The following is a 20,083-nucleotide window of genomic DNA, read 5'->3' on the forward strand; positions in this document are numbered from 1 at the left end:
CCGAAAGAAATTAGTTGATGAAATGGGTGAGATAGGAGGTATCGCTGCGATCGCTCTTGGCCGGCCGAGTCAGCATGAAGGTGTCGTAGCCAAGCCGGCCGCCCTGCCCCTTGCCCAGCGCCAGCGGCTTGACGTCGGCGGCGCGCAGGATGGGCCGGATTTCGTATTCGAACTGGCCGCCGGTGGCCAGGGTGAGAATTTTTTCCAGCCCGGCGGCCATCTCGCCTTTTGGCAGGAAGGCCATGTAGCGTTCGTGAGTCAGTGGCCCGATATGGATGCGGATACGCAGATTGCGTTGCCAGACCCGTTCGCCGACCAGGGTGTTGCTGCCCAGCACGGCGTTCTTGCCGCCGAGCGTTGAACGCTGCTCGATCGGTACGACATACCAGCGACCAACGAATTGTTCGACCACCACCTTCTCGCGAAAGTAGCCGCCGAGCGCCTTTTCCAGGGTTTCGGCCGAGACCGGTCGCTGGCGCAGCAGACCGGCAAAGAAGGCGACCGATTCATCGTTGATCGCCCCCGGCGCGGTGCTCATCCGCTCGCGTAGCGCATCGAAGCCGAGTCCGGCAAGCGAGAGGACGAGCGGCAGAAAACGGTTGCGGCGGTCCGTTTCGTACTGGACGGGCAGCTTGTATTTTTTCCAGGCACGGTAGAAATGACCGACCGCCCGGTTGGTAAACAAGTCGAGGAAAGCGCGCCCGGACGCATCGCGCTTGAAGCGCTCGTGATGAATGACCTGCTCGGTGTAGTGAATCGGCAACGTGCCATTGACCCCGAGCATGCCCATGAAACTGGGCGTGATCTCGACCTGCTCCAGTTCGGCGGTTTCCAGCCCGGCCGCGTCGCGCCGGTAGCGCGGCTGCATCGCATCGACCTGGCTGGGCGCGAAACCGAGGCGCAGCGAATTACGGAAACGGATACGCTCACTGACGGCATCGCCGCCAAAGGCCCGCGCCTCCTTCTTGAAAACCATCTCGTACAGACGGACAAGCTGGAAGAACTCGTAGCGTTCGGGCTCCTGCAGGCTGTGCTCGACTATGCCAGGATCGACTCGCCGTTGCGGGGTGCGCATCGGATCAATTCCTCTCCGGTTCGATTCGAAATGACGACCAGCTGGATAAAGCTGTTCAGGCTGACATACAGGCCGAGAAAATGGTCGATGCAGCGGGCAAAGACATCGAGGCCACTACCGACGAAACTCGATTCGTCGATGGTGATGCGGACTTCCAGACCGCGGACGAAACAGGCGAACGGCTGGCCGGCCATCCACACCGTTTTGTCGTGCTGTTCGATAGCGAGGACGCCTTCGATCTGCCGGCGCGACGCGGCGGTACGCGGTAGATCATAGAGCGCGAGCATTTCCTGGAAGGCGCCCAGGCCACTGCCGGTCAGCGACAGATGATTGAGCGACAGGTGCGAGATGATGCGCCACTGGCCGTCGCGCCGATGGTCGAAACGACAGGGCTGGGTCGGCTTGCGCAGCAACTTGATGGCCCGCACGCTGGAACCGCCTTCGAGGAACAGGTCGCCGGATGGCAGGCCAACCGACATCAGCGTGGGCAGTTCGCGATTGGTGCAGGTCAGTTGCAGGCTGAGGACATCGGTCTTCGGCTGGACCGGATCGAAATCGGCATCGACGATGGATAGCGAGGTTTCGTAACCGGGGCTGCTCTCGGCCACCAGATGATCGCGCTGGGCATACCAGTAATAGCCGTTGCGGTCCGGCGTCTCGCCATGGCGCAGCGAAAAGAACGGGCGGAACTCGGTGATCGCCTCGCCTTGCGGCGTCTGCCGGACCCGCCGCACCGAATCGATCGAATAGACGTCATAGGCATAGGCCCGCCGGCCATCGGCCACTACCGGGTAGGCCGCCTGGCGATTGCTGACCCGGATCGGGTCGCCGCGTTGGGCAAACAGATTAACCACCGGCACGCAACCGAGGCGCAGGTTCTGCGCCGTCAAGGTCTGCAGCAGGCGCGAGGCATCGCTGTCGGCGCGCAGATCGCCGAGGGCGATGTGCAGTTTTATTTTCCCTTCGGCGAGCAGCCCCGAGGGCAACGCCGCCATATCGAGATCGAAAAAATTGAATTTTTCGGGAAAGCAGAAGTACTCGGTCAGGTAGCGATAGGCGCCATGCGCCGTGTCCGGCATGTCGATCAGCGCTTCATCACCGGCAAAGCCCACTTCCCCGACCAGACCGTCGCGCGCGATACGCCAGCGTTGATCGTTCCCTACCGCATAGACTTTCTGCCGGCGCAGAAAAAGGGCATCGCGCAAAGCCGAGGCGACCGATGGCTCGGCATCGATGTAGATCCGCAGCTTCTTCAACTTGGCAAAACCGGTTTCGCTATTGCCGCCGCGTAGAGTCAACGCAAACGACAGGATGGCATTGCAGCCGACCGGCAGGCGCACTTCGCCGGGCGCCGTGGCCACCGGGTCGAAGCTTAGTTCCCCAATGGCGACCGGGACCAACTGGACATCCCAGGCCGTACGGAATTTACAGACCGCGCCCTTGACCGGCCGCGACTGCAGCTCCGTGCCACGGGGAATGCTGGCCACCGAGGACAACTCGCTGCCGCCGTGATCGAAATGGGCGATCGAACAACTGGGAAAAGGCCGCAGGTAATGCGGGTAAAGCACGTTCAGCAGGGCTTCGGTGAACTGCGGATAGCTGTCTTCGAGCTTTTTTGAGACGCGGGAGGTCAGCAGCGCGAAGGACTGGATCATCCGCTCGACGTGCGGGTCGTCGCAGCCTTCGCCGGAGAGCAGCAGTTGGGCGGCCAGTTTCGGATAGCGCTCGGCAAACTCGCGGGAGTGCTGGCGGAGAAAGGTGAGCTCGCGCTCGTAGTAAGGAAGAAGATCTTCCAATTAGGCTCCCGGGCGCGGCCGATGCCGGCTGACTGAATATTGCAGGCTGGTCGGTTGCAACAGCGCATCGAAGGCAACCGGCTCCTGCGCCGGCCTGACGAACAGCACGGCGTTGATCGAGAAATACAGGGCATTCACTGTCTTGCGGTGCAATTCGAGCTCGACGCGCACGTCGCGCAAACGCGGCTCATGGGCGGCGATTGCCGCAGCAATCGAGGCACAGATGCGCCGCCGGTCATGCACGTTGGCCAGGCTGAGCCCGGCAAAATCGGACAGGCCAAACCCGGCTACCGAACGGACGGCAAGGGGAAAACTCTTGTCATGCTCCTCGCCAAGAATCACGCGCGTATTCAGCAAGGCCTCCAGATCGCGGGCGACCGAATCCTTCAATTGTTCAAGCGACAACCGCCAACGCGCCGCCCCGACGGGCAGGTCGTCAAACAGTTTGTCGAAGAGGGATGGCTCGAAACCCTTGATCATAAAAAACGGCGGAAACGAGTTTCCGCCGTGTTCTTCAGAATATTGACGATCAGGTCAGATTCGGCGTGTTCTTGGCGAGGTTCCAGGCACCCTGGATATTGACCTTGCCGGACTTGCTGCCATCGATATTCAGCTCGTCGTAAGTCCACTTGACGGCAGAATATTTCAGCGAGAAGACTTCCTGCGGGACGCCTTCACCATCAACCGACGGCGAAACCGAAGCGATGATGACGTTTTTCAGTTCGATCTTCAGGTACTGATGGCGGTTCTGCGTGCCGGACGGATTGCCGGTCGTATTCTTGCCGCCGAAAGCACGGTAGAAGTAGACGATGACATCGTTGACCACGAGACCGGACGAGCAGGCCTGGTACAGCTTGGGGCTGGAACCGTCGATATCCTTGGTGAAGATCATTTCGCCATGTTCAACCCGTTCTGCGGTATGGCCACCAGAACCTGACGCCGTTGCCGACTTCGGCTGGCGCATCGTATGGCTCCAGGTCGACACCTCAACCTGGTCTTTGTGCTTTTCATCACGGGAATCACCCTTGATGTCACTACCCTTGAACTCAACGTAGATATCCTTCATTTGGTGCTTTCTCCTTGCTAGTTAAGAAACATCAGCTCTTGCTGGATTGCGGCAACTCGGCGACCAACCGCAGGGACACCGAGAGTTCGTCAAGCTGGAAGTGCGGCCGGATGAACGACACGGCCCGATAGACACCGGGCCGTCCGGGCACTTCGTTGACTTCGACTGACGCTTCCCGCAAGGGGAACTGCGCCTTGGTTTCCTGCGATGCCGAATCGTCCGCGGTAACGTATTGATCGATCCAGCGCTGCAGATAGTTCTGAACATTCGCGGCCGAGGCAAAGCTGCCGATCTTGTCGCGCATCATGGCCTTCATGTAATGCGCAATGCGGGACACCGCGAACATGTATTGCAACTGCGCGGACAGCGAGGCATTGGCGTTGGCCGAATCGGTATCGTATTTCTTTGGTTTCTGCGACGACTGGGCGCCAAAGAACGCGGCATAGTCGGTATTTTTGCAATGCACTAGTGGAATGAAGCCCAGATCGCTGAGTTCCTTTTCGCGCCGGTCGGTAATCGAGATTTCCGTCGGGCACTTGAGGGCCACTTCGCCATCGTCGGTACGGAAAGTGTGGGTGGGCAGGTCCTCGACCAGACCACCGCCCTCGACACCACGAATCGCGGCACACCAGCCGTAATTTTCAAAGGCGGTGGTCAGACGGGCGGCAAAGGCGAAAGCGGCATTGCACCAGAGGTATTTGTCGTGGTTTGTACCATCGACTTCCTCGACGAAATTGAAACCTTCGGTAACCTCGCCGTCGATCGGGTTGTACGGCAGACGGCCGAGGAAACGCGGCAGCGCCAGGCCGACATAACGCGAGTCTTCCGACTCACGGAAAGATTTCCACTTGGCGTATTCGACGGTATCGAAGACTTTCGCCATATCGCGCGGCTTGCCCAGTTCGGTATAGGACTCGAGGCCGAACAGTTGCGGCGCGGCGGCGGTAATGAACGGGGCATGCGCGGCGGCCGCGATATGCGACATCTGGTCGATGAAGTACATATCCTCGGGCTGGCGCGTCAGATCGAACTGACCGATCAGCGTCCCAAAAGGCGCGCCGCCGAAAGTCCCGAACTCTTCTTCATAGACCTTCTTGAACAGTGCACTTTGGTCGAAATCGATGGCCGTCTTGAAGTCCTTGACCAGTTCTCGTTTCGTCGCATTGAACAGCTTGATTTTCTGCTGCACGCCGGTCGAGGTTTGCTTGCACAGGTAGTGCAGGCCGGTCCAGGCGCTTTCGAGAGCCTGGAATTCCGGCGCATGCATCACTTCGCTCAGTTGCTCCGAAATCAGGCGATCCAGCTCGGCGACCCGGGCATCCAGCGACGCCGCCAGATTCTCGGAAACGATGACTTCGCCTTCCAGAACCTGACTCACCAATTCGCTGATGATGTCGCGCGCCCGATTCTTCTCCTGATCGGATTGGGCCACCCGGCTCTCTTCAATGATCTGGTCAAGGATGCTGGCTTCGTGAGCCGTGGCAACACCACCGGAAACAGCTTGCTGGACGCTCATTGTTCGCTCCCGCCGTTCGTCTTGCCACCCAGATGATGCAACTGCTCGGTATTGTTCAGCACGTCGTTCAACAGGTCTTCAAGCTTTTCGTTCCCGGCCAGCTTGTTGCGCAGGTCTGCCAGCTTGGCACGGGCCTCCTGCAATTTGCGCAGCGGTTCCACCTGCTGAACCACGGATTCGGGTCGAAAATCCTCAAATTTCCTGAATTCGATATCGACCCCCATCTCGCCGCCACCCGGCGTCAGACGATTCTTCACACGGTAGGCGGTGCGCGGTGCCATGCCTTCCATGACATCGTCGAAATTATCCATGTCGATGTTGACGAACTTGCGATCGCGAACCTTGCCCTGCGGCTCTTTCGACTGGGCGGCGAAATCGCCGAGCACGCCGACCACGAAAGGAAGTTCCTTGGCCTCGATGGCATCGCCGATCTCGACGTCGTACGTCAATTGAACGCGGGGCGGACGAACCTTCTGCAACCGCTTCTGAACACTCTCTTTTTTCGCCACAACTTTCTCCCGAATAAATAGTCGCCACAACCACCCGGACAACACCAAGCACCAAGCGGATTACTTCAAAACGTTGAACGGATCACCACCGGACGATGTGGCCTGCGGCGCGCTCTCGACGCCGGCACTCGCTTTCTTCCGGGCCGCCAGCCGCGCCTTGGCGCGAGCCGCCGCAGCCGCTTCCCTTTTCTTTCGCTCCTCCAACTCCTCTGGCGGAACCAGGACTTCTTCACCCAGCGTTTCGCGCATCACCTTGGCCAGACCTGCCGCATCGGAACGCGCACTGCCCTTGAGTTCAACGTCGTTGCGCAGATCGGTCAACGACTGGGCGGCCACCCTCAGGCCAGCGACGGCACGAATGCTTTTCGCGGCCCGATCGGTCGTGTCACGCTGCAAAACCTCTTCTGCCGAAACGATTGCCTGAGCGTAATTACCGGCATCGAAATAGACTTTGGCCAGACGGCCCCACGGTTCCTTGCGATCCGGATTCTTCTTGGCCAAATCATCGAGAAGACGCACAGCCTCCTCTTGATTACCCTTATCCAGCAGGGATTCGATCTTGATATTGGACTTTCCCATGGCCTCCAGGAACTGATCCTGGGTCATCGTCACCTTGCCCGTCGCGCAGCCTGACAACACCGCGACCATCCCCAGGGAAAGAATAAAAACACGCTGTCTGAGAGCAAGCATAAGCACTCCATATAAAACCCAATACACATAACTCGAATGCCAAAAAATGCTATTGGGTTTGCTTTGAGAAGGCCCGCATAGTACATTACCCATCTGTCATTATCAACTCAATGACATAAATGCTCCATGCATTTATTTGAAATAATTCCATTCGAAATGCCCACACACCAATGACCATTGCACGCACCAGCCGTTTCTTCAGCTTGCTTATCGCGCTCATCGCCGTGCTGATATCTGGATGCAGTTCGATGTCGGGCGTCCAGTTGGCCAGTTCGGCTGTTGGTCTCGTTCTTGAAGCCACCGGTGTCATCAAAAAGGATACGGGCGACCCGACCAAGAAGCTGACAGACCTGTCGGTCAAGATTTTTGGGGGCGAACAGCTCAATACGACAAGCAGTGGAAAGTCGCTGTCGCTGGTCATGAAGGTGTATATCCTGCGCTCCCCGGAACGCCTGAAGACGCTGACCTACCCGCAGATCTCGACACCCGAGGGCGAGAAGGAAGCGCTCGGGGAGGAACTGGTTTCGGTTCGTGAAATCACCGTCATCCCGGGAAAATCCTACGATCTGACGCTCAAGGTTCCGGGAGATGCAACGACGATTGGCATCGTCGGCATGTTCAGAGCGCCCTATTCCCAGCGCTGGAAACTAGGGTTCGACACCAAGCAGTCATTCGATACGGGGATCATCGTTGGCGCCCATGCTTGTGCGCTGACCGCCAGCAAAGGCGCCTTGATCACCGACATCAGCCCCGATTCAGTCCAGTCGCTGGTCGGCGTTCAATGCAATTCATAGTAAATCCACGACAATGAACAATCCAAAGATTCTCTGGGGCGAGGGGCTATTTCTCCGTCCACAACACTTCCAGCAGCAAGATGCCCATGCCGAGGCCTTGATCCGGCGCACCCTGCTTTCTGCTCAGCCCTATGCCTGGGGCGTTCGTGACCTGGACATCGATCTCGATTCACTGAAAAGCGGGATTCTGCGTTTCAACCGGATTGACGCCATTTTTGCCAACGGCGATTTCTTCACTGCCCCCGATGTCGATCAGTTGCCACCGCCCATCACGCTCGATGCCGCGGTGACCGAAGAAGGCACGACTGACTTCTTTCTGGCGCTCCATCACCTGAATGCGCATGGTGGAAATTGCACTGAAAACAGCGCTGATTCGGGCCAGGCGCGTTATCTGATCGTTCCCCGAGAAAATCCCGATCTGTTCACCGATGCCGCCGAGGCCGACATCGCAACGCTGAGCAAGATTTCCCACATCAAATCGGCCAGCGAGCCCCGCGACCAGTTCCTGACGCTTCCCATCGTCCGGATTCGACGCACCGCCAGCGACGGCTTCGAGGTCGATCCGACTTTCCTGCCACCGTCGATCAGCCTGCGCAGTGCGCCCAGCCTGTACATGCAATTGCGTCGCCAGATCGATGCCCTGCTGGCCAAGGTCGATGCACTGTACGGTTTTCATCGCGAGCCTTCGAAGAACGTCATCGAATTCCGCTCCGGCGACATTGCCTCATTCTGGCTGCTCCACACGGCTAGCAGCGCCTGCGCCACCCTGACCCATCTGTTCCGTAATCCGGAAACCTCGCCCGAACGCCTGTTTCAGGAACTGCTCCGGCTGGCCGGCGGGCTGATGACCTTTTCCAAAGGCTATTCGCTGAACGATCTACCGGCCTACGATCACGCCCAACCGGGCCCCGGCTTCGCGCGCCTTGATCTGATCCTGCGCGAATTGCTGGATACGGTGATTTCGACCCGCTATTTCGCCATCGCCCTGAGCCAGCCGAAACAGGCTTTTTATGCCGGCCACCTCGACTCAGAAAAGATCAACGGCGAAACCGCCTTCTATCTGTCGATCACGGCGTCGCATCCACAGTCGGAAATCATCGAATCCATCCCCCTGCGCATCAAGGTCGGCGCACCGGATGACGTCGAAAAACTGGTGCTCTCGGCGATGTCCGGTGTCCGCCTGACGCATGCCGCACAAGTCCCGGCGCCGATCCCGGTCCGCCCCGGCGCCAGCTACTTTGCGCTCGATGCCCACGGCCCGCTGTACGAGCGAATGCTCAAGGCCCAGTCCGTAATGATCTATGCCCCGGAAAGCTACCGGGACCTCAAAATTGAAATGCTCGCCGTAACGCCATGACCAACGCACCCAGCCTGTTTTCCCTTGCCCCCGGCCAGCAGCCGGACGAGTCGACCACCGACCGCCCGGCCAAGAGCCTCGTCGACCTGTTGTACGACGGCTTCTACATGTTGATCCTGCTGCACAACCGGAGCGCCCCGAAGGACACCGAGGAGTTTGCCGGCAACATCCAGAAATTCCTCGATCACTTCGAGCGAACCGCCAAGAAGAATGACTTCAGCGCCGAGGACATCTTCGATGCGAAATACGCTTTCTGTGCCGCCGCCGACGAAGCCGTCCTGAATTCCCAGATGAATATCCGCGAAGTCTGGGCGCGCCGGCCTCTGCAACTCGTTCTCTTTGGCGACCAACTGGCCGGCGAACATTTTTTCGACAAGCTTGAAGTGGCCCGCAACGGAGGCGCCAGACGGATCAATGCGCTGGAAGTCTTCCACATGTGCCTGCTCGTCGGCTTCAAGGGACGCTACCTGCTGGAAGGGCCGGAGAAGCTCAAGTATTTGACTTCGCAGCTTGGCGAACATATCGCCCACATCAAGGGCAAGGCGGCTCCCTTCGCCCCGCACTGGGCTGCCCCTGACAGCATTTCGAACGCCCTCAAGCGTGACATTCCCTTCTGGGTCATCGTCTCCGTGCTTGCCCTGTTCGGCCTGGTCGCCTATGTCGGCCTGGACTGGCATGCCAGACACACCGTTCAGGAAATCCTGTCACCGTTCAAGAGCATCGTTCAGTTGGCACCGCGTGCCCCGACGCTGACCATCACCCTGCCCTGAACCGGGCATATTTTGACAAAGGCCAACTACGATGGATTTTGAGCATCTGGTCCGCCCACTGGAATCCGCATCGGGTCCATGCGGCGAGGATTTGATTTTTTCTGCTGAATTCGATGCGATTCAGGAGGCCCGGCGTTTCGAGGATCCGTCGCTCGCCCAGGGAGAATGGGTAACTGAGGTCAAGGAGGCGGACTGGGAAAACGTGATCCGCGTCTGCGAAACGCTACTGGCCAACAAAGCCAAGGATCTCCGGGTAATTGCCTGGCTCACCGAAGCCCGCGGCAAAATTGGCGGGCTGGCCGGACTGGCCGAGGGATATTCGCTGCTCGGATATTTATGCGATGCATTCTGGGATGACATTCATCCGCAACCCGAGGACGGCGATCTCGAGCAGCGGGTCGGGGTCCTCGACTGGCTGGTCAATCAGACCGCACGGCTGATTCGCGAAACACCGCTGACTCATTCCGCCAAGGGAAATTTTTCGGCGATCGATCAGGAATCGGCCCGGGCGATGGCCAAGAACATCGAACGCAATCCGGGCATGGCCGACGAATTGGGGCGTACCGCCCGTGTCACCCTCGACACGTTCGAAAGCGCTCTGAAAGATACCCCAACGCGTCATTTCGTTGACGGCATGCAGGATGCGGAGCGCCTGAAGGATGCGATGAAGGCTCTGCAAATGGTGCTTGACCAGCGCATGGGCCAACAGGCACCGGCCTTTGGCCCAACCTTCGATGCGCTGGAAGATGTTTTCCGCTTTTTCCGGCGCCATGCCGGAGAGGCCTCCGACAGCAGGACGCCGGAGGTATCCGGAACAGCTGCAACTCCGACCAATACCCCGCCACATTTCGATGGAACGGGGCGCATCGAGCCATCCTTTGGCAATTCCCCTCCGGCCAATGGCCAGATCCAGTCCCGCGAGCAGGCCATCCGTCAATTGCAGGACATTGCCGCGTTTTTCCGCCGGACCGAACCGCACAGCCCGGTCGCCTATCTGGCCGACAAGGCGGCAAAATGGGGCACGATGCCACTGCACGAATGGCTGCGCACCGTCCTCAAGGAGGATGCCGCGCTGTCCCGGATGGAGGAGTTGCTCGGCGTCGAAGCCGGCCAATTGGAACACGGCCAGGGCTGACGCCTTGGCGTAGCCGGCGCTCACCGATGGATGATTACCGGCCCGGCTGACAGGTCGTCAGCCGGCCAGCCGGAACTCGATACGACGGTTCTTGGCCCGGCCCTCCAGCGTGTCGTTCGTCATCACCGGGTGATCGGGGCCGGAACCGACCGCACTCAATGAATCGGCCGGAATCCCTTTTTCAATCAGATAGGCCCGTACGCTGTTGGCCCTGGCCAGGCTAAGGCCGACATTGGCGAGGCGATTGCCGACGCTGTCGGTATGCCCGATGACTTGCACCTTCGGCGTGCCGATCTGTTTGATCGCCGCAGCCATTTCATCGAGGATCACGCGACCGACCGGCGTCAGTGTCGCCGAGCCGCTCTCGAACTCGACAACGCGGTTGGACAAGGTCTTGTCGAGCACGGTCTGCGCCGATCCAGCGGCGACGACAAGCCCATTATCAACGGTGTAGGTCGGGTTGAGAGAGGTCGCCATTTGGCTGACCACTTGCTGGCGCAAAGCCTCATTGGCGACATTCCCCTTAATCGCAACCTGGGTGCCATTGACCTGCATTTGCCCCTTGTGTACCTGCTGAAGATTGGCACTGAGCAGCTTGGTCATGTGCTCGGCCCAGTTGGGCGGCGGCACGACGCCGCCCACTTCCAGCCGATCAGTGATATTTGCCGCGCCGTAGAGATCGCGCAATTTTCCGAGAATGGCGGCGCGCGCAGCCTCGTCGGGAACGGTACCGGAAGCGACGACTTTGCCGGGCTCTTCGGGGGCTGCCACTGCGGCCGATTGCACTATCGCAGTACTGAATGCAAAAGCCAGTGAGCTAAAAAAGATGCGGATTTTCATGCCTATTCCCCGAGGAAAACTTCTCTGAATGTAGTGATCGCCAGTTCCAGCGTAATCGCCGGTTGCGCGAGATAGGTGGAGAGCTTGGCGACGCCGTAGTCGTTGCTCAGCGCGGCTTGATCGTCGATCCACTCCGGATCGACCAACGCGATGATCCTGTCGACGCTGGTTTCCGGCGAAATGGCCGCGAGCAGTGTGCTCGGTGCGGCACCATTGAAGCCCAGGATCAAGTGCGGAGATTCGGCGCGTCGTTCGATGATCAGCTGCAATTCGACGGTCGTCTTGCGCAGAAAGGCCGAGACAAGATAGAGCCACAGGCCGGCGACCAGATTCCGATAACGTTCGTCGACCGGCAATGGCAAAACGAGATCCTTGTCGATGGCAACCGAGCCCTGCCCCAGGACGGGACGCATCAGCAAGCCGATGGCCAGAATGATCCGCCGCAGTTGCTCGGCACCCGACCAGCCCAGCATGGCCGCCAGCGATTCGAGAGACGTCCGGCGCACGAAATTACCGAGCGGATCGGTCTGGATCGCGGTTTCAAAATCAGCCGCACAATTGACCGTGTCGAGCTCCGCCAGCAAGGTAGCCACTTCGCCCCCCTTGACGCCGGATTCCGAAATTCTGGCCAATGCGGCGTAGGAGTAGGCCAGACCAACCGGTGCGCAACGGAACATCAGCGAATCGTCGCGTTCAATGGTTGCGGCGGTAATGAACGGGAAGTGCCGTCCCGAGGAATCGGTACTCGGCCGCAGATGACCGGCGACCGACAGTCGGCTATGGGCGCCGATAAAGGCGAAATCGACCGCGCAGGCACTGTCGTAAACGATCTTCCAGCGCGGGTCTTCGGATAGCTGCTCCATGGCCCGCGAGACCCAGCGATCAAGAACGGTGATCAACTGGTGCTGGCCGGCGCCCTTGACGAAGTCGCCGCGCGACGGAATCTTGCCGAAACAGGTTGCCGGCGAGGCAATCACATTGCTCATTGCCCACTCCCTGGCAACTTTGCGGCGGCCAGCCCGGGTGGTGCAACGCCGGCCGGTGCGGCTGGCGGCACGACGGGAGGCGTGGCGGCATTGGCAACCGGGGACTCTGCCGCGTTGGCCACACTGGAAGGCGCCGTGGCAACCGCTACGGTACGCGGCAGCACCAGGCCGCTCAGCCCACGCATACCGCCACCCGCCTCGCTCTTGGCCGATGCGACCTGAGCCTGGGCACTGCTGACCAGACGCATATCAACATCGATCTCGACACCATCCGTCACCCAGGACAGTCGGAAAGTGCCGTCCGGTTGCCGGGCACGCTTGGCCGAGTTGAGCATTTTCTCCAGGCCGAAACGCCCCGGAATATTGATGATTTCGACGATCTTGCCTTCGAAGGTTGTGGCCGTGATGCGCGCACCGGGTGTCCCGCTGGCATTCGGCCAGACAAAATTGGCCCACTGCGCCACGCCATTACGGTAATTCAGTTTTTGCCCATCGATTTCAATGACATAGCCGGTGGTTCCTGGCGAGGGTTGCGGACGCACCATGAAGACCGTTTGCGCCTGACTGGCGCCGCCGGCCCCGGCTCCGGCATCGGAGGCGGCGCCCCCTTCGAGCGGCGAGACCCAGCGGGCGAAGTCGTTCATGAACTCGGCCTGCAGGACCAAGCCAAGATCACCCCAGGTGCGCGGCGTGACAGTGTTGCCTCGGCGCACGACGAGCGACCCCATGGCCGATTCGACATACTTGGCGATAGCGCCTTCCGGTCCGAATACCTGGGCAATTTCGGCCGGCGAGGCCTCGATGTTCGAGCCTGCAGCAAACGGATACTTGATCGCCAGCTTGCGATTGAATGGCTCGTATACTTGGGCCTCCCAAGTCTTGTTGAGCTCCTCCGAAGCCGGCTTGATGATCGCTGCGTAGGACTGCAGCAAGGGCCGCAGCAACAACGGGCGAAGCACTGCCCGCTGGTTGTCCGGCATCCCGGTCAGCATCTGTTCATCAACAAAACGCAGGGTTTCCGAAAGCTCCGAGGAGCCGCCGTCGATCGTCTCGCGCATCAGCTTGAGCGCCCCGGTCCCGGCATCGCCCTGGTTTTTCAACTGGTTCAATCGGGTACGTATCTTGGAAAGCTGCTTCAGATAGGTGTCGAGCAAGGGGTCTGACTTGTCACGCGGCATGACCAGTCGGCCGACCCCCGCAAACTCCTTGCCGATCGGCCCCATCGGCACCTCTGCGGTTTTCGCCGAAACATTGAGGTCGACCTGGACACGGCTCGGCGACATCTGCAGTACCGACCGCTTGAACCATTCGATAAAGCCCTTTTGTGCTTTATCCAGTCCCAGATTGGCCATCGCCGGATGGTCCCAGGCCGTTTGATCGAAAATCACCTTGATCAGCGTCCCGACCGGCGAAGTTTGGGCATCGCCCAGGCGGTTCATTGCCGCCACCGCCGCCGGGAAGGTTTCGAAGGAAGCCACCGTGATGCCCTGGACAAATTGTTTCCATTCCTCGGCGTAGTCGCGCTTGTACATGGCGATCAGCGATTTCTGAATCTGCTCGGGGCTGCCTTCTAGCGTCAGGTCGTCCTTGGTCGATGTCTGCAGCACCCAGTCCGCATTTTTCTGCTCGCTGGTCGCCGCGTCCTTGATTGCCGGCTGGACATACTCCCGCCATGCCTCGACGGTAAAGGCGCCGGAAACGACATGGCTACCGGCGACCAATGCGGCATTGTCGGGCCCCACGAGATTGGCCACCGTTACCGGGGCGAAGCGCGTCGACGCCCGCGCCTTGATCTCGGCATAAACACGCTCGGCGGCCGGCATGCCGCGCACCACCTGGCGCAGCTTGTCGCGCACTTCGTCGACCAGCGCCAGATTGTTCTCGATGGTCGGCCAGGCCGGATCGTTCGCATGTTCCAAATGGAAAGAAAGAATCCGGCCGGCCGAACGGATCATCTGCTCGCGGCTCATCGTGCCCCGGTTGGCCTCGAGCCAGCCGCGCCAGAAACGAGTGATCTGGTCAGACAGGTGACCGACATCGATATGTTCGCGACTGGACAACATCAGATAGGTCTTCAGCGCGTTGTAGCCATCTTCCACATCGGAAGGCGTGGCATCCTTGTAAGGCTTCGGACCCGATGGCCGAACGGCCGAGTTGCCGACGGCCTCGGCCTGCGGTTTCAGATGGTCGCCATGCGCATTCACTTCATGGAGGAAAGCTTCAAGGTTTTCCCGAACCGGCACCAGCATCACATTACTGACCCCGGCCATGTATTCGCGGCGCAAGTGATCGGCCATCTGCTCGCCCTGGTAGAGACCCAAGCCGATCGATATCGGATGATCCTCGTTGAAGCGCTCGAGCTGCCCGAGGCGATCCTGCAAAATCTCAAGGGCTTCGAGACGCGACTGGAGATCGATCCGTCCCTCCTGTACCCGCACCGCCTTGGCGACATCCTGCGCGACATTCTCGAGCAGGCTGCGATTGTTGAGATAAGACCAGCTCCACCCGCCGATAGCGAGTCCGAGCAGACACAAGGCGCCGAGCACGGCGAACTGGCGCAACTGAAGCTTGGCTTTGCTGGTGTGCTGGCGAACCAGATTGCGGTCGGGAAAGACGACACTCGAGAAGAGTTCCTTGAGAAAGTAACCGTGGTTGAGCGCCGCCCGAACCGGCGGCGTTCCACCCCCGGCCAGCGCGAACTTCCGCATGATCCGGTCGTTGGACAGCGGTTTGATGTCGGCCGACTGGATTGCCGAAGTAATGTAGAAACCGCGGAAAACCGGCTTGAACTGGAAGGGATTGTCTTCAAACAGCGTAGCCAGGAAGGCTTGCAGGGCGGGCTTGATGGCCGCGAATTCGGAGGGAAATGTGAGCAGCCCGGGTAGGGAGTTCTCGCCCTGCACCCGCGACAACTGGGCGACGCTCATCGCCCGCAGCCCCTCGTAGAGTTCGTCGAAATGCCGGTCGAACAGCGTGATCAGTTCATTGCCGTTCGATTTGTCGTAGGGAATGGTCGCCCCCCACACCCGGTCACGCTCGTTCCAGTCGAGATCGAGGAAGAAGTCATGGAAGCCGGGGATCAGGTCAACCTTGGTGAACAGGACATAGACCGGAGCGAAAACTTCCAGTTTTTCGGTCAGCTCCTGGACGCGCTGGCGCAGGCTCTTGGCCAGATTGACTGCGAAGGTCGGCGAATTGCCCATCAGTTCGCCGATGCTGACGGTGACGATGATTCCGTTGATCGGCGCGCGCGGCCGGTGCTTTTTCAGCAAGCCGAGAAAACCCAGCCACTCTTCGCGGTCTTCTTCATGCACTGAGTAGCGCCCCGCCGTGTCGAGCAAGATGCCTTCGGTGGTAAAGAACCAGTCGCAATTGCGCGTCCCGCCGATGCCCTTGATGATCGCGTTGCCACCGTCATCATAGGGAAACTTCAGTCCGGAATTGACGATGGCGGTGCTTTTCCCGGCGGCCGGGTTGCCGATGGTGATGTACCAGGGCAACTCGTAGAGCGCCTCCGAACCGGACAGCTGACCGAGCTTCGACGTTTTGATCGTCTTGACCGCTTCCTGCATCCGCTGCTTCAGCGTTTCGATCTCCGCACCGGCCGCTGCGCCGGCCCGCTTCTGTGCGGCCTCGCCCTGCTGTTCGAGCATCGAACCGATCGCCTCGCCGGCCTTCCGGGCCCGTTGTCGGCGGATCAGCCAGACGGCGATCCAGGCGACCAGGATAACGGCACTGGCCAGCGCCGCCCAGATCATCGCCACCTTCAGCGTCTTGGCGCCGAGGAAGAAGAAGGCAGCGACAGCGGCCACGCCAACGAAAGAAAGAAAACGGGAGTCGGTCAGGAGGGAACGGATTCGGGACATCATGGATGGACTTTGCTCAAATGCTACTGGGTTCGGTTTTATTTGCGGCGACAAAAGGCATGGCGAGAAGCACAGCCCGGTCGAGTTCGTGCTGGTTGCTGACACAGAGCACCGGCGCCTGATCGGCCAGCACCTTGGCCCTGGCGCAGGCCAGCGCAACCAGGCTGCCGATCGGCGAAAGGGCGCCATTGACTGTTCCGATGGCAAGGCAGTCCTTGGCCGGATCAAGATGCTCGAACGCCTCGCCCAAACCTTCCATCGCTTCGGCCACATGATTGGCGCGGTGGTCGCTATCGAATACCGCCGACTTGATCTGCGTGCTGTCGATAGTCGTGACATCGAGCAGACCAGCAACCAATTGGGTGATCAACTTGCCGCCGATGCGGCCACCGGCATCCAGCGATTTGTCCCGAGCGCCATGACTGACCCGGCTGATCACCGAGGCCCCGTCGAGGTGAAGACGCTCGACCAGATGCCGCGTGGCGAATAGCAGGGCAATAGCCCCCTCGCCTGGAATCCGCCGGTCCTGGTGCTGGGCAGAGAACAACCGGTTACCGGCCGCCCAGGATTCGACGGTCAGCTCGTCCACCGCCGAAACTGCGCCGACGATCAGGACCAGTTCATTAGGCGACGGGTCGCGGTTGGCCCGCAGGATAATCTCATCCACCTGGCGCATGGCGTCGGCCTCGTTGGCCGCCGGGACCAGCGTGATATCCAGATCGGTTTTATCCAGCTTTGACCAGTAATTCAGCTGCAGCCAAATACGCATGCCGGGAAAATGCGCTGGATTGCAGTCGGCCGGCACTAGCCAGAGGAGATGGAGGCGGAGCTTTTCCGCACTTTGCGCAAAAATCGCTTCGACCGACTCCCGCGCTCTTACCATCGTGCCATCGAGCAGCGCCAACGCCCGCACCATGCTTGGCTGGTCAACCAACTGACGAATCGGCCCGGCATCTTCGGACAACTTTTCCGTCATCGCATCGACATCGATATCCTGCACCTCGGCAAGAAACACGGGAAAACCGGCATCGTCGCTCAGCCGCGAACTAGGCCCTGGACGCTTGCCGGCCTCAATGGCAGACAGAATTTCATCATCCGAAGCCCCAGCCGGCAACGTCATGCAGGTCTCGACCAGACACAGCGAGAAAGTGCGCTCGGCCGCTGCAGTCTTGGCCCGAGTGCCGGCCAACGGATCATCATCGCTGACGGACGATGGGGCTGCAGGACTAACAACCGGCGGAGGTGCCTTGATATGCTCGATGAAACCGCGCAGCAACAAGTAGCCACCGACCAGCGCGAGCGGCAAGGCGCCGAGGTATAGCGCCAGATCGACCTTGCTCGGCTCGTAGTCGTTCGACTGCCACCAGGCCAGGACGAGCGCCCAAACAATGGCAAAAGTCAGCAGGCTGCCGCCAAGTATTCTGAATAGCGAAGAGCGCATAGTGGTGAGTTGCTATTCGTCAGTCGGTCGTCAGCGACTGGCTGGCGATCAAGGTCGCCCCGCAGGCGGTTTTGTCGCCATGGCGGGCCGCCGGGCGGCCATCGATGAGCGCAGTGGCATCACCCGTGACAATTGTCGTAACACTACCGTGGCCTTTTTTCGGGCAGGTAACCCGATCGCCGATGCGGGCAATCCCCTTGCCATCGCAGTCGCTCGACTCGGAGGCCGAGATAACAACACCGCCGTGATCGGTCTTGTCGCCCAAAAGAATAAAAGGTCTGGTCATTTATTACTCCGACTAGGTCGCGAATGTCCGGCCAACGGACAGCTATTGGGCAGGCCGCCCGAGAACGCCCTTGCGGCGCAGCTCAACATGCCCGTAATCCTGCATCTTCCACCGCCCCCCCCAGGTCAGCCCGACCTGCTCGGCAACCTGGCCATAGAGTTCATAGCCACGCATCGCCCATGGATCGCGCTCGGAAATGACCACTTTGCCGTCCCTGAAAAAAGCAGAATCGGCAGCCAAACCGTGCTGGTGATAGCTCATGTTGGCCCCGACCTGCGTCACATGACCTCCTTGCTCCAGCAACTTGGCCTGCCGTTCGGGACTGCGATAGCCCTCGATCAGCACCATCTCGTAGCCGTGGCGCTCCTTCATCAGCTTGAACACCACCAGCAGACGCTGGGTGAACTCCTGATCCATCAAATTCCAGTTGCGACTGGCATGGACGACATCCGGACGCACCTGCTCCACCTCGCGTGTCGTAAAGACGTCCGGGGGGAGCGGCGGTGGCGGCACCAGTTGTTCCCCCTCGAGCAGGACGGCAATCTGCCGGTCAGTTATTCCTGCATCGTCAGCAAAATCGAAAACCGCCGGCCCGCGAAGCAGCACGGCGAGCAATGAAGGGGCCACGATCATCAGCAAGGCACTCCCCACCAGGAGCGGATGCGCCGCGATGAATCTCCCATACCCGCCGAGGCGGTGCTCCCCGCCCGAATACATCAACTGAAGGAATCGCCCAAACCTTTGTGCCAGGTTGGCTAAGGGGGCCCATCCGTTACTGATGACGAGCCACAACGTAGTCACGACACGCGACCGGTAGCCTGGAAAAACGAACAGCACGACGCCAATCGAAACAAGTAAAAAATAGGCAAAACTGGTGGCCAAGATCACGCGCAAACCTTTATGAGAATTGACATGGAACCCTGTTTGCGAACATAAAAAACAGCAGAACAAATCAAAAGGCCAGCAATTTTAGTACAAATGAATACCCGAATGGTATTGCTAACGGCATATTATAGTAAAATTTAATTCCAGATGCATCTTCATGACCAACTCACGGCACAATTCCGGCCTGGAACAGAATGAAAGCAAATCGATGAGTATCCTGCGCGACCTCGACCCCCAGAACGCAACGATTCACCACAACGCTCGCGTCGCGAGCAAGGGCAATAAAACTGTCTGGATGCTTGTCCTGCTCCTGCTCTCAGGCGGTGCGATCGGGCTATTTCTGACCAATCAATCGGGCCAGCACCTCCCTGCGACCAATGACACCGTGGCGACCGCAGTCAGCACAGCCGAATCCTCAGCCTCAGCCGCATCGGCGCCCAGCAATCTGGCACCGCCCCCCGCCGCGCCAGGAACTGCGGAAATCCGCGAAAACCAAGGCGAGCGAAAATTAAACAAGGCCAGCGAGCAGAGCGCCTTGCTGGCAATGCAGATGGAACTGGAAAAAACACGGGGAGAACAGCCAACCGGAAATACGCCCGCACCGGTCAGCAAACAAAAAACGGTCGCTACCGATCAACACCCGAAGACAACGAACAGCTCAGCCAAATCGTCAAGAAACACGGCAAAGCGCTCAACTGCCGATGGCACACGCACTGCCAAAGCCGAAAAGAAGCCTGCCGAGCGGGATATCGATATCATTACGGCCATTGTGAAATAAGGCGACGCACTCGCCGAGCGCGGCGACTGCAGCCTGCAGAGAGACATTCGCTCGAACGCCCTCCCCGCCTCAACGAATGGAGGCGGACTAATAGAAGCGAAAGCACAGTTTGGGGGAAAACGCTTCCCAATTCCGCCCCCAGAAAAGCAAAAAGGCCAATCAGAGATTGGCCTAAATGCTTTTCTTTTGGTGCGCCCGGAGCGATTCGAACGCCCGACCCCTTGGTTCGTAGCCAAGTACTCTATCCAGCTGAGCTACGGGCGCACTGCAAGAGCGCCGCATTATACGGATGC

Annotated in this window: 18 protein-coding genes and 1 tRNA gene; 5 read left to right on the forward strand and 14 right to left on the reverse strand. The window is 59.6% G+C overall.

What is annotated here, in order from left to right; all coding sequences use genetic code 11:
- Positions 1–10: 10 nt before the first annotated feature.
- Genes tssG through KI611_RS12945 form a run of 7 tightly spaced genes read right to left on the reverse strand, consistent with a single transcriptional unit; the run spans position 11 to position 6,652 of the window.
- Positions 11–1,075 carry a type VI secretion system baseplate subunit TssG gene (gene tssG, locus KI611_RS12915; RefSeq protein ID WP_226416054.1) on the reverse strand — a complete coding sequence of 355 codons (1,065 nt, stop codon included), beginning with the start codon at positions 1,073–1,075 and terminating at the stop codon, positions 11–13.
- Positions 1,039–2,871 carry a type VI secretion system baseplate subunit TssF gene (gene tssF, locus KI611_RS12920; protein WP_226416056.1) on the reverse strand — a complete coding sequence of 611 codons (1,833 nt, stop codon included), beginning with the start codon at positions 2,869–2,871 and terminating at the stop codon, positions 1,039–1,041. Before tssF ends, tssG begins: the two co-directional genes overlap by 37 nt.
- Positions 2,872–3,351, reverse strand: coding sequence for a type VI secretion system baseplate subunit TssE (gene tssE / locus KI611_RS12925; RefSeq protein ID WP_226416059.1), 480 nt, complete (start codon positions 3,349–3,351; stop codon positions 2,872–2,874).
- Positions 3,352–3,400: 49 nt separating this feature from the next.
- Complete coding sequence (locus KI611_RS12930) at positions 3,401–3,937, reverse strand: Hcp family type VI secretion system effector (RefSeq protein WP_226416061.1); 537 nt, start codon at positions 3,935–3,937, stop codon at positions 3,401–3,403.
- 31 nt (positions 3,938–3,968) lie between these two features.
- Positions 3,969–5,453: a type VI secretion system contractile sheath large subunit gene (gene tssC, locus KI611_RS12935; protein ID WP_226416063.1), complete on the reverse strand. Its 1,485-nt coding sequence runs from the start codon at positions 5,451–5,453 to the stop codon at positions 3,969–3,971.
- Entirely contained in the window at positions 5,450–5,962 is a 513-nt protein-coding gene (tssB, locus tag KI611_RS12940) for a type VI secretion system contractile sheath small subunit (protein WP_226416066.1), read from the reverse strand. Before tssB ends, tssC begins: the two co-directional genes overlap by 4 nt.
- 60 nt (positions 5,963–6,022) lie before the next feature.
- Positions 6,023–6,652, reverse strand: coding sequence for a tetratricopeptide repeat protein (locus KI611_RS12945; protein ID WP_226416068.1), 630 nt, complete (start codon positions 6,650–6,652; stop codon positions 6,023–6,025).
- Positions 6,653–6,822: 170 nt separating this feature from the next.
- Between KI611_RS12945 and tssJ the strand changes: the two genes are divergently transcribed.
- The 4 genes from tssJ to tssA are packed head-to-tail and all read left to right on the forward strand — an operon-like array spanning position 6,823 to position 10,708.
- On the forward strand, positions 6,823–7,446 hold the full coding sequence (gene tssJ / locus KI611_RS12950; RefSeq protein ID WP_226416070.1) for a type VI secretion system lipoprotein TssJ: 624 nt from the start codon (positions 6,823–6,825) through the stop codon (positions 7,444–7,446).
- Positions 7,447–7,459: 13 nt separating this feature from the next.
- Entirely contained in the window at positions 7,460–8,803 is a 1,344-nt protein-coding gene (gene tssK / locus KI611_RS12955) for a type VI secretion system baseplate subunit TssK (protein ID WP_226416073.1), read from the forward strand.
- The gene (gene icmH / locus KI611_RS12960; protein WP_226416075.1) at positions 8,800–9,573 is read left to right on the forward strand and encodes a type IVB secretion system protein IcmH/DotU; all 774 of its coding nucleotides are present in this window, start codon (positions 8,800–8,802) and stop codon (positions 9,571–9,573) included. Before tssK ends, icmH begins: the two co-directional genes overlap by 4 nt.
- 31 nt (positions 9,574–9,604) lie before the next feature.
- Positions 9,605–10,708 carry a type VI secretion system protein TssA gene (gene tssA, locus KI611_RS12965; protein WP_226416076.1) on the forward strand — a complete coding sequence of 368 codons (1,104 nt, stop codon included), beginning with the start codon at positions 9,605–9,607 and terminating at the stop codon, positions 10,706–10,708.
- A gap of 57 nt (positions 10,709–10,765) precedes the next feature.
- Here the strand turns inward: tssA and KI611_RS12970 are convergent, their stop codons facing one another.
- From KI611_RS12970 to KI611_RS12995, 6 genes are all read right to left on the reverse strand, one after another.
- The gene (locus tag KI611_RS12970) at positions 10,766–11,479 is read right to left on the reverse strand and encodes an OmpA family protein (RefSeq protein WP_226416077.1); all 714 of its coding nucleotides are present in this window, start codon (positions 11,477–11,479) and stop codon (positions 10,766–10,768) included.
- Between the two features lie 71 nt (positions 11,480–11,550).
- On the reverse strand, positions 11,551–12,534 hold the full coding sequence (gene tagF / locus KI611_RS12975) for a type VI secretion system-associated protein TagF (RefSeq protein ID WP_226416078.1): 984 nt from the start codon (positions 12,532–12,534) through the stop codon (positions 11,551–11,553).
- A complete protein-coding gene (gene tssM, locus KI611_RS12980) occupies positions 12,531–16,403 on the reverse strand; it encodes a type VI secretion system membrane subunit TssM (RefSeq protein WP_226416079.1) in 3,873 nt (1,290 codons plus the stop codon). Before tssM ends, tagF begins: the two co-directional genes overlap by 4 nt.
- Before the next feature lie 13 nt (positions 16,404–16,416).
- Entirely contained in the window at positions 16,417–17,841 is a 1,425-nt protein-coding gene (locus KI611_RS12985) for a hypothetical protein (protein ID WP_226416080.1), read from the reverse strand.
- 19 nt (positions 17,842–17,860) lie between these two features.
- On the reverse strand, positions 17,861–18,127 hold the full coding sequence (locus tag KI611_RS12990; protein ID WP_226416081.1) for a PAAR domain-containing protein: 267 nt from the start codon (positions 18,125–18,127) through the stop codon (positions 17,861–17,863).
- A 42-nt stretch (positions 18,128–18,169) separates the two neighbouring features.
- Positions 18,170–19,015 (reverse strand): M15 family metallopeptidase, encoded by an 846-nt coding sequence (locus KI611_RS12995; RefSeq protein ID WP_226416082.1) that lies wholly within the window; start codon positions 19,013–19,015, stop codon positions 18,170–18,172.
- A gap of 154 nt (positions 19,016–19,169) precedes the next feature.
- Between KI611_RS12995 and KI611_RS13000 the strand changes: the two genes are divergently transcribed.
- The gene (locus KI611_RS13000) at positions 19,170–19,790 is read left to right on the forward strand and encodes a hypothetical protein (protein ID WP_226416083.1); all 621 of its coding nucleotides are present in this window, start codon (positions 19,170–19,172) and stop codon (positions 19,788–19,790) included.
- A gap of 187 nt (positions 19,791–19,977) precedes the next feature.
- On the opposite strand, the gene KI611_RS13005 is transcribed toward KI611_RS13000, so the two are convergent.
- Positions 19,978–20,054, reverse strand: a tRNA-Arg gene (locus KI611_RS13005).
- Positions 20,055–20,083 lie beyond the last annotated feature (29 nt).

It is taken from the genome of Dechloromonas denitrificans (assembly GCF_020510685.1).
Lineage (GTDB): Bacteria > Pseudomonadota > Gammaproteobacteria > Burkholderiales > Rhodocyclaceae > Azonexus > Azonexus denitrificans_A.